The organism is Geothrix alkalitolerans (assembly GCF_022808885.1).
GTDB classification, from domain to species: Bacteria; Acidobacteriota; Holophagae; order Holophagales; family Holophagaceae; genus Geothrix; species Geothrix alkalitolerans.
Genome location: NZ_JAKZLE010000001.1, coordinates 173,878 through 188,451, shown reverse-complemented (window position 1 = coordinate 188,451; position 14,574 = coordinate 173,878). Strand labels below are relative to the sequence as shown.

General features: G+C 69.6%; 13 protein-coding genes and 1 pseudogene. 7 read left to right on the top strand and 7 right to left on the bottom strand.

Annotated features, from left to right (window positions below):
- Window positions 1-35: 35 nt before the first annotated feature.
- Window positions 36-2,432 carry an endopeptidase La gene (gene lon, locus MLJ35_RS00860; RefSeq protein WP_243382226.1) on the bottom strand — a complete coding sequence of 799 codons (2,397 nt, stop codon included), beginning with the start codon at window positions 2,430-2,432 and terminating at the stop codon, window positions 36-38.
- A complete protein-coding gene (locus tag MLJ35_RS00855; RefSeq protein ID WP_243382223.1) occupies window positions 2,429-2,842 on the bottom strand; it encodes an Hsp20/alpha crystallin family protein in 414 nt (137 codons plus the stop codon). Before MLJ35_RS00855 ends, lon begins: the two co-directional genes overlap by 4 nt.
- A 113-nt stretch (window positions 2,843-2,955) precedes the next feature.
- Between MLJ35_RS00855 and murA the strand changes: the two genes are divergently transcribed.
- From murA to MLJ35_RS00825, 5 genes and pseudogenes are all read left to right on the top strand, one after another.
- On the top strand, window positions 2,956-4,257 hold the full coding sequence (murA, locus tag MLJ35_RS00850) for a UDP-N-acetylglucosamine 1-carboxyvinyltransferase (protein WP_243382221.1): 1,302 nt from the start codon (window positions 2,956-2,958) through the stop codon (window positions 4,255-4,257).
- Between the two features lie 37 nt (window positions 4,258-4,294).
- Window positions 4,295-4,983: pseudogene (locus MLJ35_RS00845) on the top strand (helix-turn-helix transcriptional regulator).
- Between the two features lie 66 nt (window positions 4,984-5,049).
- Window positions 5,050-5,553 carry a DinB family protein gene (locus MLJ35_RS00835; RefSeq protein ID WP_243319706.1) on the top strand — a complete coding sequence of 168 codons (504 nt, stop codon included), beginning with the start codon at window positions 5,050-5,052 and terminating at the stop codon, window positions 5,551-5,553.
- A gap of 91 nt (window positions 5,554-5,644) precedes the next feature.
- The gene (locus tag MLJ35_RS00830) at window positions 5,645-6,592 is read left to right on the top strand and encodes a ribose-phosphate diphosphokinase (RefSeq protein ID WP_243319704.1); all 948 of its coding nucleotides are present in this window, start codon (window positions 5,645-5,647) and stop codon (window positions 6,590-6,592) included.
- Window positions 6,592-7,755: a class I SAM-dependent methyltransferase gene (locus MLJ35_RS00825; protein ID WP_243382215.1), complete on the top strand. Its 1,164-nt coding sequence runs from the start codon at window positions 6,592-6,594 to the stop codon at window positions 7,753-7,755. Before MLJ35_RS00830 ends, MLJ35_RS00825 begins: the two co-directional genes overlap by 1 nt.
- A gap of 52 nt (window positions 7,756-7,807) precedes the next feature.
- On the opposite strand, the gene MLJ35_RS00820 is transcribed toward MLJ35_RS00825, so the two are convergent.
- Window positions 7,808-9,499, bottom strand: a complete 1,692-nt coding sequence (locus MLJ35_RS00820; RefSeq protein ID WP_243382214.1) for a DUF4382 domain-containing protein — start codon at window positions 9,497-9,499, stop codon at window positions 7,808-7,810.
- A gap of 145 nt (window positions 9,500-9,644) precedes the next feature.
- On the opposite strand from MLJ35_RS00820, the gene MLJ35_RS00815 reads away from it, so the two are divergent.
- Both MLJ35_RS00815 and MLJ35_RS00810 read left to right on the top strand, forming a co-directional pair.
- The gene (locus tag MLJ35_RS00815) at window positions 9,645-10,283 is read left to right on the top strand and encodes a hypothetical protein (protein ID WP_243382212.1); all 639 of its coding nucleotides are present in this window, start codon (window positions 9,645-9,647) and stop codon (window positions 10,281-10,283) included.
- A 70-nt stretch (window positions 10,284-10,353) separates the two neighbouring features.
- Window positions 10,354-11,412 carry a helix-turn-helix transcriptional regulator gene (locus MLJ35_RS00810; RefSeq protein ID WP_243382210.1) on the top strand — a complete coding sequence of 353 codons (1,059 nt, stop codon included), beginning with the start codon at window positions 10,354-10,356 and terminating at the stop codon, window positions 11,410-11,412.
- A gap of 3 nt (window positions 11,413-11,415) precedes the next feature.
- Here MLJ35_RS00810 and MLJ35_RS00805 read toward each other — a convergent pair whose 3' ends face one another.
- From MLJ35_RS00805 to MLJ35_RS00790, 4 genes are all read right to left on the bottom strand, one after another.
- On the bottom strand, window positions 11,416-12,000 hold the full coding sequence (locus MLJ35_RS00805; RefSeq protein WP_243382208.1) for a hypothetical protein: 585 nt from the start codon (window positions 11,998-12,000) through the stop codon (window positions 11,416-11,418).
- 80 nt (window positions 12,001-12,080) lie between these two features.
- On the bottom strand, window positions 12,081-12,686 hold the full coding sequence (locus MLJ35_RS00800) for a hypothetical protein (protein ID WP_243382206.1): 606 nt from the start codon (window positions 12,684-12,686) through the stop codon (window positions 12,081-12,083).
- 1 nt (window position 12,687) lies between these two features.
- A complete protein-coding gene (locus tag MLJ35_RS00795; RefSeq protein WP_243382204.1) occupies window positions 12,688-13,854 on the bottom strand; it encodes a M48 family metalloprotease in 1,167 nt (388 codons plus the stop codon).
- A 3-nt stretch (window positions 13,855-13,857) separates the two neighbouring features.
- Window positions 13,858-14,544: a hypothetical protein gene (locus MLJ35_RS00790; protein WP_243382201.1), complete on the bottom strand. Its 687-nt coding sequence runs from the start codon at window positions 14,542-14,544 to the stop codon at window positions 13,858-13,860.
- Window positions 14,545-14,574 lie beyond the last annotated feature (30 nt).

The following is a 14,574-nucleotide window of genomic DNA, read 5'->3' as shown; positions in this document are numbered from 1 at the left end:
CTTCCTTGTTCATGGGAAAGCGCATGCCGCCAGCCTCAGGGGCCTTCTTCTAGGACCGCGCCGAGCGCTTCGTACACCTGGTCGATCCAGATGATCCGCAGGCGCTCCCGGGCCAAGGGCGGGATATCCTCCAGATCCTTCCGATTCCGGGAAGGCATCATGACCCGGGTGATCCCTGAGCGCAGGGCCGCGAGCACCTTCTCCTTGATGCCGCCCACCGGCAGGACGAGCCCCCGCAGAGAGATCTCTCCAGTCATGGCCGTGTCGCTCCGGACGGAGCGTCCGGTGAACAGGGAGACCAGCGCCACGAACATGGCGATGCCAGCGCTGGGCCCGTCTTTCGGCGTGGCGCCGGCCGGCACGTGGATATGGACATCCAGCCGCTCGAAGTCCTCGCCCGCCAGGCCCAGCTCGCCCAGGTGCCCCTTCAGGAGGGACAGGGCGGCCTGGGCGCTCTCCTTCATCACGTCGCCCAGCTGGCCGGTCAGGAGGAGCTTGCCGCTGCCCGGCATCCGGGCCGCTTCGACGAACAGGATGTCGCCGCCCACGGGGGTCCAGGCGAGCCCCGTGGCCACGCCCGGCCTTCCCGAGCGCATGGCGCTCTCCGACTCGAACCGGGGCGGGCCGAGGATCTCGCCCAGATCCTCCGGCTTCACGCGGACGGTCTCCAGCCTGCCTTCGGCCACGCCCATGGCCACGTGGCGGAGCACAGATCCGATCTCCCGCTCCAGGTTGCGCACGCCGGCTTCCCCCGTGTAGTCCCGGACGATGCCGGTGAGGGTCCCCTCCTCGAAGGCGCACTGCGGCGCCGTCAGCCCGTTGGTGGCCAGTTGCCGCCCCACCAGGTACCGGCGTGCGATCTCGAGCTTCTCCTCCTCCGTGTAGCCCGGGAGCTGGATCACCTCCATGCGGTCGCGGAGCGGGCCGGGAATGGTCTCTAGCACGTTGGCCGTGCCGATGAACATCACGTGCGACAAATCGAAGGGGAGGCCGAGGTAGTTGTCGCGGAAGGTGCTGTTCTGCTCCGGATCCAGGGCTTCCAGAAGGGCCGAGGCGGGATCGCCGTGGAATCCCCCGGCGCCCAGCTTGTCCATCTCGTCCAGCATGAACACCGGGTTGCGTGTGCCGGCGTTGTGGATGCCCTGGATGATGCTGCCGGGCAAGGCGCCGATGTACGTGCGCCGATGGCCCCGGATCTCTGCCTCGTCGTGGACGCCGCCCAGACTCGCATGCACGAACTTTCGCCCGGTGGCGTGGGCGATGCTCTGCCCGAGCGAGGTCTTCCCCACCCCGGGAGGTCCGACGAAACACAGGATGGGGCTCTTCCCCCCGGGGTTGAGCTTGCGGACCGCCAGGTACTCGAGCATGCGCTTCTTGACCTTCTCCAGGCCGTAGTGGTCCGCGTCCAGGATCTTCCGCGCCTCGGATATGTCGATGCCGGCCTCGCTTTCGCGGGACCAGGGCAGCTCGGTCAGCCAGTCAAGGTAGGTGCGGATCATGGAATATTCGGCGGCCGAATCCGGCATGCGCTGCAGGCGCCTCAGCTCCTTGCGGGCCTGCTTCTCGACGTCTTCCGGCATCTTCGCGTCGGCGATGGCCTTCGCGACCGCCTCCAGCTCCGCCGCCGTCTCGTCCGTGTCCCCGAGCTCCTTCTGGATCTGCTTCAGCTGCTCGCGCAGGAGGAATTCCCGCTGCTGGGCGTTCATGGCTTCCCGCGTCTGCTCGGTGATCTTGCGGGACATGTGGATCACTTCCAGGGCGTGAGCCATGCGGGCCAGCACTTTGTCCAGCCGCTCCCGCACATCGAAGGTCTCGAGGATGTCCTGCTTGTCCTGGGCCTTGATGTCCATCAGCCCGGTCACCAGATCGGCGGCCGGTCCTGGCGCATTGAGCTGCCGGATGGCGTTGATCAGCTCCAGGGGAGGCATGGGGAGGGCTTCGGCGTATTCCTGCACCTGCTGGCGCAGGGTGACGAGCCGGGCTTCCAGGGCGCTGGACAGAGTGTCGTCTTCGTGGACCCGGTCGATGCGGGCAGCCAGAAAGGGCCACCCATCGAGGAATTCAAGCACCCGGAAGCGCTGCTCCCCGTGGCAGATGAGGTGGTGGGAGCCATCCGGCGTCGTGATGAACCGGAGGATGTGGGCCAGGGTCCCGACCTGATAGAGGTCTTCCGGTCCTGGCTCCTCCTTGGCGGGATCCCGCTGCAGCAGCAGCCCCAGCACGCGTTCCGTCTTGATGGCCTCCTGCGCCGCGATGAGGGCTGGCTGCCCCTGGCCGATGGTCACCACCATCACCATGCCTGGGAAGAGGTCGAGTTTCGGCACGGCGATGATGGCCGCTGCATCCTTGGGAAGGTCGGGTACCGACAGCGGCTCCGGCTCGGCCTCTCTGACGGGTTCGCGGCCGGCCCGCGATCCGTGGTTCCTGGTCATGACCTGCCTGCCTCCCGGAACGTGAGGAGCAGGCAGCCGTCGCTCCATTCATTCCGGACGATCTCGAGCCCCGGGGGCAGGCCCTCGATCCGGCGCTCGAAGTGGCCGTGGGGGATCTCCACGCGGTGGATGGCGCCGACACGGTCCTTCCAGGGAACGGGTAGTTCCCCGCTGATCACCAGATCGGTCCCTTCCCAGAGCACCTTCAGGCGGTCGACGGACCGGCCCGGCAGCGCCACCACGATGCGCAGGCCCCCCTCGCACTCGAAGATGTCCACCGGCGGTTCCCAGGCCGGACGGCGCGACGCGGACCGGCCCACGTGGAAGAACTGCTTCTGCAGGCGCTCGGCCTCGTTCAGCACCTCGAGGGCGCGGGTCCACATCCAGGTTCGGGGGTCGCCGGGTTTCATGGTGGGAGCACCGGGGTAAACCTTTAGCGCCGCCCTCCGCCCCACCCCACTTCAAGCATGGTGATCCATCCCCCCTCCGCAAGGTTGGGCTACGCTGGAAGGCTGGAGTTTCGATGGACCGACTGGTGATCCAAGGTGGACATCCCCTGCGGGGGCGCATCCGGGTGTCGGGGGCGAAGAATGCGGCCCTGCCCTGCCTGGCGGCGGCCCTGCTGACATCGGATTCCGTCGTGCTGTCCAACCTGCCGGCGGTGGCGGACATCCGCACCATGGTGAAGGTGCTCCAGTCCCTGGGCACGGAGGCGGCGCTGGAACCCGAAGGCGAAGGCTTCGAGCTGACGGCGAAGCTGGCCTGCGGGGGCAGCGAGGATCCCAAGGCCCCCTACGAGCTGGTGAAGACCATGCGGGCCTCCATTCTCGTACTGGGGCCTCTCCTCGCCCGCTTCGGGAAGGCCACCGTGAGCCTGCCCGGCGGCTGCGCCATCGGCGCGCGGCCCGTGAACTTGCACCTGGAGGCCCTGGAGCGCATGGGCGCCGTGATCGAGATCAGCCACGGCTACATCCACGCCTCGGTGAAGGGCCGGCTCAAGGCCATCGACCACGCCTTCACGAAGGTGAGCGTGGGCGCGACCGAAAACATCCTCATGGCCGCGACTTTGGCGGAGGGCACGACAGTCTTGCGCAACGCCGCGCAAGAGCCGGAGATCGGCGACCTGGCCCAGCTGCTGGTCAAGATGGGCGCGAAGATCGAGGGCATCGGCACGGGCACCCTCACCATCACCGGCGTCGAGGGGCTCCATGGCTGCGAACACGCTGTCATCCCGGATCGCATTGAGGCGGGCACCTACCTGTGCGCCGTGGCCGCCGCCTGCGGCGACGTGGTGCTGGACCGCTGCGAGCCCGAGCACCTGCGGGCCCTGCTGGACCTGCTGGAGCGCTCAGGCTGCGTCATCACCGAGCGCGAGGGGCAGGACGGCCGCCAGCTCCGCATCCAGCGCGAGTGTGGCCAGAAGCTGCGCTCCAAGGACGTCACCACCCTGCCCTTCCCCGGCTTCCCCACGGACCTGCAGGCCCAGGTGATGGCCGTCATGACCCAGGCCTGCGGCATCAGCGTCATCAACGAGGGCATCTTCGAGAACCGCTTCCAGCACGCCATGGAGCTGGAGCGCCTGGGCGCCAACCTGCGCACGGACGGCCACACGGCCATCGTGGCCGGCCCCGCGGAGCTGACGGGCTGCACGGTCATGGCCACGGACCTCCGGGCCAGCGCTGCCCTGGTCATCGCCGGCCTCGTGGCCACGGGCGAGACCATCGTGGACCGCATCTACCACCTGGACCGCGGCTACGCCGGCCTGGAGAAGAAGCTCCAGGGCGTGGGCGCCCGCATCGAGCGCGTGGGCGGCGGCCGGGTCTAGGCCTGGTCCGGACCGAGGCCCCAGATCTCCGATCCTCATGCGCCGCGCCGACCGCCTGTTCCAGATCGTCCAGCTGCTCCGGCGCGACCGCATCAGCACCGCCGCGAAGCTGGCTCGGGAGCTCGGCGTCAGCGAACGGACGCTCTACCGCGACATCGCCGACCTCATGGCCTCCGGTGTGCCCATCGAGAGCGAGGCCGGGGTGGGCTACAGCCTGCCGCGCCACTTCGACCTGCCGCCCTTCATGTTCAACGCCGAAGAGGCCGAGGCCCTGCTCCTGGGGGCGCGCGTCGCGGCGGCCTGGGGCGATCCCTCGCTCCGGGCGGCGGCGGAGAGCCTGCTCCGGAAGGTGGAGGCCGTCCTGCCCCCGGGACGGCGGACGGCCCTTTCGGAGCTCCCCTTCCTGGTCCCCGACTTCCACGTGCCGCCCGAGACCGCCCGCTTCCTCGGGGATCTCCGACAGGGCCTCCGCGAGCAGCGCCGGGTCCGGATCACCTACGCCCGGGCGGACGGGACAGGCTCGGTGCGGGTGGTTCGCCCCTGGGCGTGATCTTCTGGGGGTACCGCTGGCACCTGGCGGCCTGGTGCGAGCTGCGCGAGGCGCTGCGGACCTTCCGCGTGGACCGCATCCAGGCCAGCGAGCTTCTCGGGCCCTTCGAGGCGGTGGCCGGCCGGGGCCTGGAGGACTACCTGGGAAAAATCAGGACGGAAAAGAACAGGCTCTGAACACTCCTGCCACCAGGCTGTCAGGAGCCGGCGTCATGATGGTCCTCCATCACCCAAGGAGCCCCCATGGCCCTCGCCAAAGCCCTCCTCCCCGAGTTCGAACACGAAACGGCCACCCTGCGCCGGGTGATCGAGCGCATCCCCGCGGACCGGATGGACTACCGTCCGCACCCCAAGTCCTTCACCCTCCATGACCTGGCGAACCACCTGGTCACGATCCCGGGGTGGGCCATCACCACCCTGAAGGAGACGGAACTGGACTTCGGCCTGCCGGAGACCCGGGCGAAGCAGCCCAAGCCGAGCGCGACCACCGAGGGGCTGCTGCGCACCCTGGACGCGGCCGTGGAGGGCGCGCTGAACGCCCTGAACCAGGCCTCCGACGAGGATTTCCAGGTCGTCTGGACCCTCAAGAACGAAGGCCAGGTCCTCTTCGCCATGCCGCGCATCGCGGTCTACCGCGGCTTCGTCATGAACCATCTCATCCACCACCGGGCCCAGGTCGCCGTCTACCTCCGCATGCTGGATGTGCCGGTTCCTTCCATCTACGGGCCCAGCGCCGACGAGAACTGAGCCGGAGCCGGGCCAGGCTGCTCCCGCCTCATCCCTGTGACGACCTCCACCCAGGCCCTCGGCTACACTTGGAATCGAGATCGGGGGATCCATGTTCGGCGAGATGAAGGTGTTTTCCGGGAGCAGCCACCCGGAGCTGGCGAGGGGCATCGCCACACACATGGGGATGCCCCTGGGCAAGCTCAAGATCACCCGGTTCTCCAACGAGAACATCAAGGTGAAGATCGAGGAGAACGTCCGCGAATCGGACGTCTTCGTGATCCAGACCTCCTGCCCGCCCGTCAGCGACAACCTGCTGGAGCTGCTGATCCTCATCGACGCGCTGAAGTTCGCGTCCGCGGCCCGCATCACCGCCGTGCTCCCCTACTTCCCCTACGCCCGCAGCGACAAGAAGGACGAGGCGCGCATCTCCATCACGGCCCGGCTGGTGGCCGACCTGCTGGAGACCGCCGGCGCCGACCGCGTGCTCACCATGACCCTGCACGCGCCGCAGATCCTGGGCTTCTTCCGCAAGCCCGCGGATCAGCTGCTGGCGACGCCCACCCTCACGAACTACTTCAAGACCAAGGACCTCACCAACACCACGGTGGTGGCCACGGACGCAGGGGCCGCCAAGTTCGCCGGCCACTTCGCCAAGCGCCTCTCCGTGCCCATGGCCATCATCGACAAGCGCCGCTTCGACGATTCCGAGAAGGCCCAGAGCGTGGCCCTCATCGGTGACGTGAAGGGCCGCGACGCCATCATCTACGATGACGAGATCGCCACCGGCGGCTCCATCAAGGAGGCCGCCCGCATCCTGCGCGAGTTCGGGGCCCGCACCGTCCGCGTAGGCGTCACCCATGGCGTCCTCTCAGGGAACGCAGTGGAGACCCTCAATTCCGCCAACCTGGACGAACTGGTCATCACCGACAGCATCCCGGTGCCCCCGGATCGCGCCAAGGCCCTGCCCAACCTGCGGGTGCTCTCCACGGCCGCCCTCTTCGGCGACGCCATCCTCCGCATCCATGGAGGCCGCAGCATCAGCGAAATGATGGACTGATGGCCGTCCGCCTCGGGCCCATCGACGGACCTCCGGGTCTCGACCTGCTGGGGCCCGAGGGACAGGAGATCTCGTCCCTCCTGACGCGCCCCTTCCTGGCCCTGCACCGGGCTTCGGGCCTCTACACCGCGCGGACCTGCCTGCACCTGCTCTTCGATCTGGGATGGGAAGCCCGGCTCCGGCAGGGCGCGACCCTCGAATCCCTGTGTGAAGGCCTGCCCGCCCAGGCCCGCAAGCCCCTGGCCTGGATGCTGCCCTTCCTCGCCAGCGAGGGGATGCTCGGCCAAGAGGGCGACCGCTTCGTCCTGTCCGGCAAACCCGATCTGGACCTGGCCGGCATCCGGGAGGCCGTGGAAGCCGAGGCGCCGGGACATGCGGCCAACTTCGACCTCCTCGACGGGGTGCGCTCCCACATCCGTCCCTTCTTCACGGACGGGAAGGACGGGGATTCCCTGCTCTTCGGGCTGTCCCTCTTCCCCCTCTGGCTCGCCTACTTCCGCAACGAGAACCTCGTCTACTTCCCCAACAACTTGTTGACGCTCCTGGCTCTCCGGAAGGGGCTGCCGGAAGGCGCGCGGATCCTGGAGCTGGGCGGCGGCGTGGGCTCCTTCGCCCAGCTGGTGGCCGCACGGGGCGCCGCCGAAGGCTGGCTTTCCCGGATGGTGGAGTACCGCTTCACCGACGTGGCGCCCACCTTCATCCACCGGGCCCGGCGGCGCCTTCCGGAGGCGGCATCCGGACTCCCCCTCTGCTTCCAGACCCTCGACCTGAACCAGCCCCTGGGGGGCCAGGGCATCGAGCCGGAGAGCCTCGACGCCATCGTGGGGATCAATGTCCTGCACGTGGCCCGGGATCTCGAAGCCACCCTGCTCGACCTGCGGAGCCGGCTGAGGCCCGGCGGGCGGCTCGTGATCGGCGAGTGCCTGAAGCCCACCCTCGACACGCCCCTCTACCTGGAATTCTTCTTCAGCTTCATCCGAAGCTTCACCGAGGTGAAGCTCGACCCGCGCTGGCGGCCCCGGCACGGCTTCCTCACCCCCGAGGCCTGGGACGACTGCCTGCGCCACGCGGGCTTCCGGGACGTCCGCCACATCCCCCCTCCCCGCCCGCTGATGGACCAGCATCCGGCCTTCAACGTCGGGGCCATGGCCGCCCTGGCCTGAACCAGGAAGCGGCGCCTGGAGGCGCCGCTTCCTGGTCAAGCCGGTCGGTGGATCAGAACCCCGTGAACACCACCACGGCGTAGGCGGCATAGGTGCCGTCGGGCTTGGGCACCACGGCCACGCGGGCCTGGGTGGCCGTCACGAGCTTGGTGGCCCAGGCCGTCGCGTCCACGGGAGTCACCGTGATGGCGCCGCTCTGCCTGGACACCTCCAGCACCAGCGGCTGCGCGCCCACGGTGGTGTTCAAGGTGACGGTGACGGTCTGGGTGGCGGCGGTGGAATCCACGAAGGTGAAGCCCAGCTGGCCGCCGTTGTAGGAGGTGCTGATGGTGCCCTGCGGCAGGGCCACGGGCATGAAGATGGCATTGTTGGCATCCCAGGCGCTGGTGCCGGTGTTCCAGACCAGGTCGCTCAGGCCCCGGGGCATCAGGTCGGGGGAGGCCGCCCCCGTGCCCATCATGCCCATACCCATGCCGGAGCAGGCCGAGGAGAAGGCGCTGACGCTGCTGGACGTCATGCCGGGGAAGCCCACGTACCACCAGGCGAAGGCGCTGTCATAGGCGTGGGTCCGGTCGCCGCTGGCGTGCTGGTAGGTGAAGGAGCTGGTGGAGGCCGCGCTGATGCGGCCGCCGTCCACGGCGCGCTGGATGTTCACGGACTGCGCGTGCATGGGCGTGGCCAGGGGGTCCTTCACCTGCACCTGAACCTTGAAGCCCGTCCACAGGTTGGCGAGGGCCGCCGATCCGGTACCGAAGGACTGGGCCATGTGGTAGGTGAAGGCGGTGTCGGGATCGATGGCGATGGTCCGGGGCGTACCGTTGCCCGAGCTGACCACCATGAGGCCGTTGGCCTGGTCCACGCCGTAGACATGGCCTTCGGGCGCCCAGGACTGCAGCGGGTTGACGCTGTACCACACGCGCACCGCCCAGAGGCTTCCATCCGGCTGCATGCGCAGGGAGACCAGCGCGTACTTCCCGGCGGCCAGGCCCGCGAGGCTGCCGACCGTCTTGGTATCGGCGTCGAAGAACCAGGCGCCCGTGCCTACGTTCACGGTCAGGTCGTTGCCGGCGTCCGAGTGGAGCACGAAGCTCGAGGTGCCCACGGAGGCGATGGTGCCCTTGCGATGGCGGAACATCAGCTGCGCCACGCCGGTCATGCCGTTGACGTTGGGACGGTGCCTGACCTGGAGGTTCATCACCCAGGTGCCGTCCGGCAGCTGCACCAGGAAGAGGGGATGGCTCAGGTCGAAGTCGAGCTGGACGGCATTGCTGCCGTTTGCGGTCACCACCAGGTCGGAGCTGAGGTTCACGAGGACACTGCCGCCCGCCACCTTCACCTGGCTGGAGGGCACCGCCGTGCCATCGGCCTTCACCAGGTTCACGCTCGTGGGATCGATGGTGATGCGCAGGGCATCGTAGGTGCCCGCGGGGATCTGCGCCGAGGCCAGCAGCTCGCCCACGCTGTCCAGGTCCACCAGGTTGATCTTGGCGCTGGCGCCCTGGAAGGCCACCACCTCCCTGGTGTGGTCGGCCTTGTTCAGGAAGGCCACCTGGGTGACCACCACCTCGACGGCGGACCACTGGTCCGACGGGGCGTCGGTGAGGATGACGGCCGCCGTGCCCATGGGCGTGGCGGAGCCGGCGGTGCTGCTGGAGGAACCGCCGCCGCAGGCCAGGCCGAGGGCCAGGGCGGTGAGGCCCAGGGGAAGCGCCAGCAGGGGGTAAGCGCGGAGAACAGGGCGCATGGGAATCTCCATGGGGCGGAGCCGGGCTCCGGATGAAGGGGGAAGCGGACACCCCTCTGACCCGCCCTTCCGAGAAAGGGTTGATCACAGGTTTCAGGTTGCAATCCGGAGCACGGGTCCGGCCAAACTGGTCCCGGGAGATCGAATGGCCTCCACCCTGCGGGACCTCCTCATCCAGCGCGCGGCCCGCCTCCAGGGCCGCCCGGCCCTGACGGCCCCCAGGTGGGAAACGTTGAGCTACACCCAGCTGCGCAACCGCGTCGAGGGGGTGGCCCTGGGCTTGCTGGCTGCCTCACCCCCCGCGGCGGTGTTCAGCGCCACGGGCACCATCTGGGATTGGGCCGCCGAGCTGGCCGCGGCGGCCTCAGGCCTGGCGTGGGAGCCGGAAGGGCAATCCGTGCCCACGGAAGTCCTGGGCGGCCCCCGCTTCAACACCGAAGCCGGGCGCAGCGCCTACCATGCCCGGGAACAGGTCGTCACCGAGGGCACACCCTTCACGACAGGTCTGACCCATGGCGAACTGATGGTCCGCCTGCGGCGCCTGAACGGGCTTCTGGGCTGGGATCACGACACCCGCGTGGACCTGCCCCTGGCCCGCCTGGGCGAGCCTGCCCTCCGCGCGGCCCTCTGGAGCGCCCTCTTCGCCGGCGCCCATGCCGTGCTGGCCCCTTCCGCCGCCCCGGCCACCGGCCTCCTGGCCCGCTTCCGCCACCACGAAACCCCATGGGATCCGACACCATTCAAGGCTTTCTGGGCCCCCCTCGGAACGGCCACGGACCGATAGCCGGAGCCCGCCGCCCTCCTGCCTTGATTCTGGACAGTCGCTGGCCAATCATGGTCCCCAGGAGGTCGCCATGGCCCGTCCCGCGTCCCGCAAGGCCCCCGAATCCCACCGTCCGGACGGGGCCAGCCTCGTGAAGCCGGAGCGTCTTCAGGCGGTGCTGGACGCCATCCGGGACGCCGGGGAGCGCGGCATCACCAAGGCCGCCCTGGTCCGGAAGCTGGGCGGCGTGGCCATGCGCACCGTGGACCGCGCCATCGCGCTGCTGGAGGACCAGGGGGCGCGCTTCGGCAAGGCCCGCGAAGGCCGGCCCGCCGTCATCCACTTCACCCTGGAGAAGGCCCCGGACTGGGACAGCAAGATCACGCCTCACGCCCGCCTGGCCCTGGAAGTGGCGCTCATGGCCCTGGAGGGCACGGCGACGGAGATGTGGTACGACCAGCTCGAGGGCCTGCGCGCGCTGGCGGACAGCCACCTCAGCAGCCGCGACCGGAACCTCTTCGACGCCCTCCAGTCCCACGTCTGCGTGCGCGGAGCCGCCGACGACCAGCAGGCCCTGGACACGAAGATGCTCTCCCAGGTGCTGATGGCCCTGGGCCACCCGGAGGGGCCGCGCGAGCTGGAGCTCACCTATGCCGCCGCCTCCACGGGCCGCACCGGCACGCGCACGGTGGTGCCCTTCACCCTCACCCACGACGTGTTCTCCGGCGGCGCCTTCCTGCTGGCCTGGGACCCCGCCAAGCAGGAGCCCCGCCACTTCCGCCTGGCCCGCATCGTGGAGGCCAGGGCCCTCTCACGGCGCGGCCTCATCCCCGACAAACGCCCCCTCGAACAGGCCCGGGACCTCCAGATCGGCGGCTGGTTCAGCCCCGGCGCACCTTTTCAGGTGCAGGTGCGCGTGGGCGGCTCCAACTGGCCCCAGTCCCTGCAGGACGCCCCCCCCGCCCTGCCCCGGATCGAAGTGCGGAAGGAGAAGGGCGGCACCGTCCTGCTCAGCTTCATGGCGACGGACCTCCACGGCCCCACCCGCTACATCCTCCAGCTGGGCGCCGACGCGGAAGTGCTCGAGCCGAAGGCCCTGCGGGCGCATCTGGCGGCCACCTTGAAGGCCATGGCGGCCCGGTACCGCTAGGTCTCAGCCCTGCTTCCGCGTGTTGCTCTCGATGGCGCAGAGCAGGCCCAGCAGCTCGGAGGCGAGGTAGCCGCCCAGGAGGCCCAGGGCGGCGGAAGCCAGGCCGGCGAGCAGCATGGCCAGGCCCGCAGGGAAGGGGTCGCCGCCGGCGGCAGGCAGGAGCATGCGCAGCTCGCCCAAGTCAGGTCGCGCCTCCCCGGCGCTGATCCAGATCATGAGGGCGCCGCCCACGCTGGCCACGGCCATCAGGCTGGCGTAGAGCTCCCCACCCAGCCGCAGCAGCAGCCGCGTGAGAGGGATGATCACCTCACCGGCGATCTGGGGCATGGCCGCCACGTCCTGAGCCCGCACCCAGCTCAGGTGGGCCACGAGGTAGGCGGCCAGGACCAGGGCGACCTGGAAGATCAGCTGTCCGAAGATGGCCTGGGTGCTCGTCCCGCCGCCCCGCCACAGCTCGATGGACAGCCAGATTCCCGCCACCAGGGCGGCCACGGTCCACAGCCGGAGGAGCCAGGAGAAGACCTGCTTGAAGAAGCTGCCCTCGGAGATGAGGCGCAGCAGGGCGGGAACGATGGACAGCTTCTGCATCGGAGCCTCCGGCGGACGTGGAATCATTGGCTCCAGCCTCCGGAGGTCACCGGCCTTCGTCAAGCGATTCCCTTCTCTGGTCAGCCCTTCTCGCGGGGGCGCGCGGACTGGGCGATGGCCTCGACCTGGGGCAGGTGCTTGGCGAAGTAGTGGATCCTGGGGGCCTCGTACACCATGAGGAAGAGCTCGCCGCGATGGATGGCCCCGTAGGCCACGCCCCGCGTGCGGACCTCGTCGCCCTTCCTCACCCGGCTGAACTCGAACCGGAAGCCGCTCTCGTCCGCGAACCGTGCCGGGGCCAGCTTCTCCAGCTTGAAGACGCTGCCGTCGCGGCTGGCGAAGGCTTCGTACATCTCCACCACGTCCTGGGCCTGCATGTCCTTCCGGAAGCGGGGAATGGGCTTGTCGGCCGGACGGTCCTTGACGACCACGAAGGCCTCCCCCTCGGCGAGCCCTGCATAGAAGTGGAGCTGGTCCAGGGGCATGCCCTCGGAGGTCCAGATATCATGCTTGGGCTGCTGGGTGCCCTCGAGGCGGCTCCAGGCGCCGTCGATGCGGACCGCCAGACGCTCGCACACCACCATTTCCCCGGGCGTGACGCCCACCCAGGTGGCCGGTTTCGCGCAGGCGGCCAGCAGCACCAGCGAGGCGAGGAGCGCGACGAGGAGCACGGGCTTCAGGTTCATCTCAACCCCCTTCCGTCAAATAGGAACGGATCATCTCGGCGTCCTCGGCATCGGGGCGGGCCGCCAGGTACCGGCCGAAGGCCTCCCGCATCTCGGGCAGCCGTCCGGCCTTGCGGTGGAGGACGCCCAGGGCCCGGTGGACTTCGGGCGGCGCGCCCGGCAGGCCCGCGGCCTTCTGGTAGGCGGCCAGCGCGCGCTCGCCGTCCCCCTCCGAGGCCCGCAGGCGGTAGGCCTCGCCGAGGAAGTAGGCGGCCTGGCCATCCTGTGGATCCGCCGCGGTGAGCCGGTCCAGCAGCGCCAGGCTCTCGCCGAACTTGCGACGCCGGAGCTCGTCCTCCAGCCAGACTTGGCGCCAGGGCGCCGTAGCTTGCCGGAGGGCCGGGGCGCGGGGGTCGAGCTCCGATTGGCCGAGGGCCTTGGCCGCGGCCTCCAGCTTGGTCTGGCGCTCCTTCTCCGTGGGGTGCGTGGCGAAGAGGAGGCTCCGGGAGGAGGCGTCGCCCGTCCAGTCCTTCTCCGCCTGCAGTTCCGCCAGGAGGTTCGTCCAGACCTTCGAGGCCTCCAGGGGCGGATAGCCCGCGGCGGCCATCAGCTCCAACCCGATCTGATCGGCCACCCGCTCGTGGTTCCGGCTGTAGGCGAACGCCCCGGCCAGGACGCCCAGGCCCGCCAGCGTGCCGGCCACGGGCACCAGGCCCAGGACATGGGCGAAGGCCGTCCGCGACTTGGCGTCCCGGAGGCGCTCCACCGAATGGCGGGCCATGTAGTGCCCCACCTCGTGGCCGATCACCGCCGCCAGCTGGGCTTCGTTCTCCGCCCGGAGGATCAACCCCGTCCAGACCTGCATCATGCCGTTGGGGGCCATGTTCGCGTTGAAGTAGGGGGACCGGACCACGTAGGTGCGCACGTCCGGGCAGTGGGCCTGGGCCAGACGGCAGGTGATGGTGTGGACATAGGCGGATAGGGCGCCGTCCCGCACCAGGAAGGAGCTCTGGCGCAGGCGTTCCTCCTCCCGGTCCATGAGGGCCCAGAGGCCGCCCTCATCCGTCTTCGGCGAGGGCCGTGGGATCCGGGGCGGCGGCGTCCAGCCCTGCGCCGCTCTCAGCGCCGGGCCCAGGAGGGCCATGGCGCCGCAGCACCCGCAGGTTCCGACGAAGTCGCGGCGGTCCACACCCTACTCCGGGAATTCCTTGAGCAGATGGCCGAGGGTGGCCTTCGCGGGTTCCAGTTCCCGCACATCTCCGGTGACCTTGGCCATCTCGTTGAACCACAAGATGCGGCCCGTCTTCAAGTCCACCAGGGAGGCGTAGCCCACCTGGGCGCCTCCGCCCACCCCCACGCCCAGGGCCGCGTAGAGGACCATGGTCGCCACCCGGCCGCCGGTGGCGTAGCTGTCCCGCAGGAAGATGAACAGCGCGTACTCCGCCGAGGCCTGCTTCCGGATTTCGGCAACCTCCTCGCCCAGGGACCAGTCGAGCTTCCCGGCCTTGCTGGGCAGCTTCCAGCTGCCGAAGTGGTGGAGGTCGATGGCGCGGGCCACGGCGCCGTGCAAGTGGTTGAGCTCCGCCAGAAGCTCTCCGTCCCCGGGCGGCACGGGCACAAAGGTCCCGCTCTGCCCCGCCTTCCGAAGGCGGAGCGCCTCCTTCAGATTGGCGATGGCCTTGGTGGTCCACTCCGCCCGGGGTTCCAGCACGCCGCCGGCGGTCACGGCGAACAGCTCCACGTCCAGCGGCATCACAGCCACCGTGGCGCCGGCGGGCAGTCCCGTGAAGCCCTCGGCGAGGTGGGACTGGGCGGCGAGCCCGCGGCTCAGGCCCAGGCTCAGGATCAGGGCCAGGAAGATCAGGCGGAAACGGGCCATGGGACGCCTCCGAATGCACGGAGCAGGTCA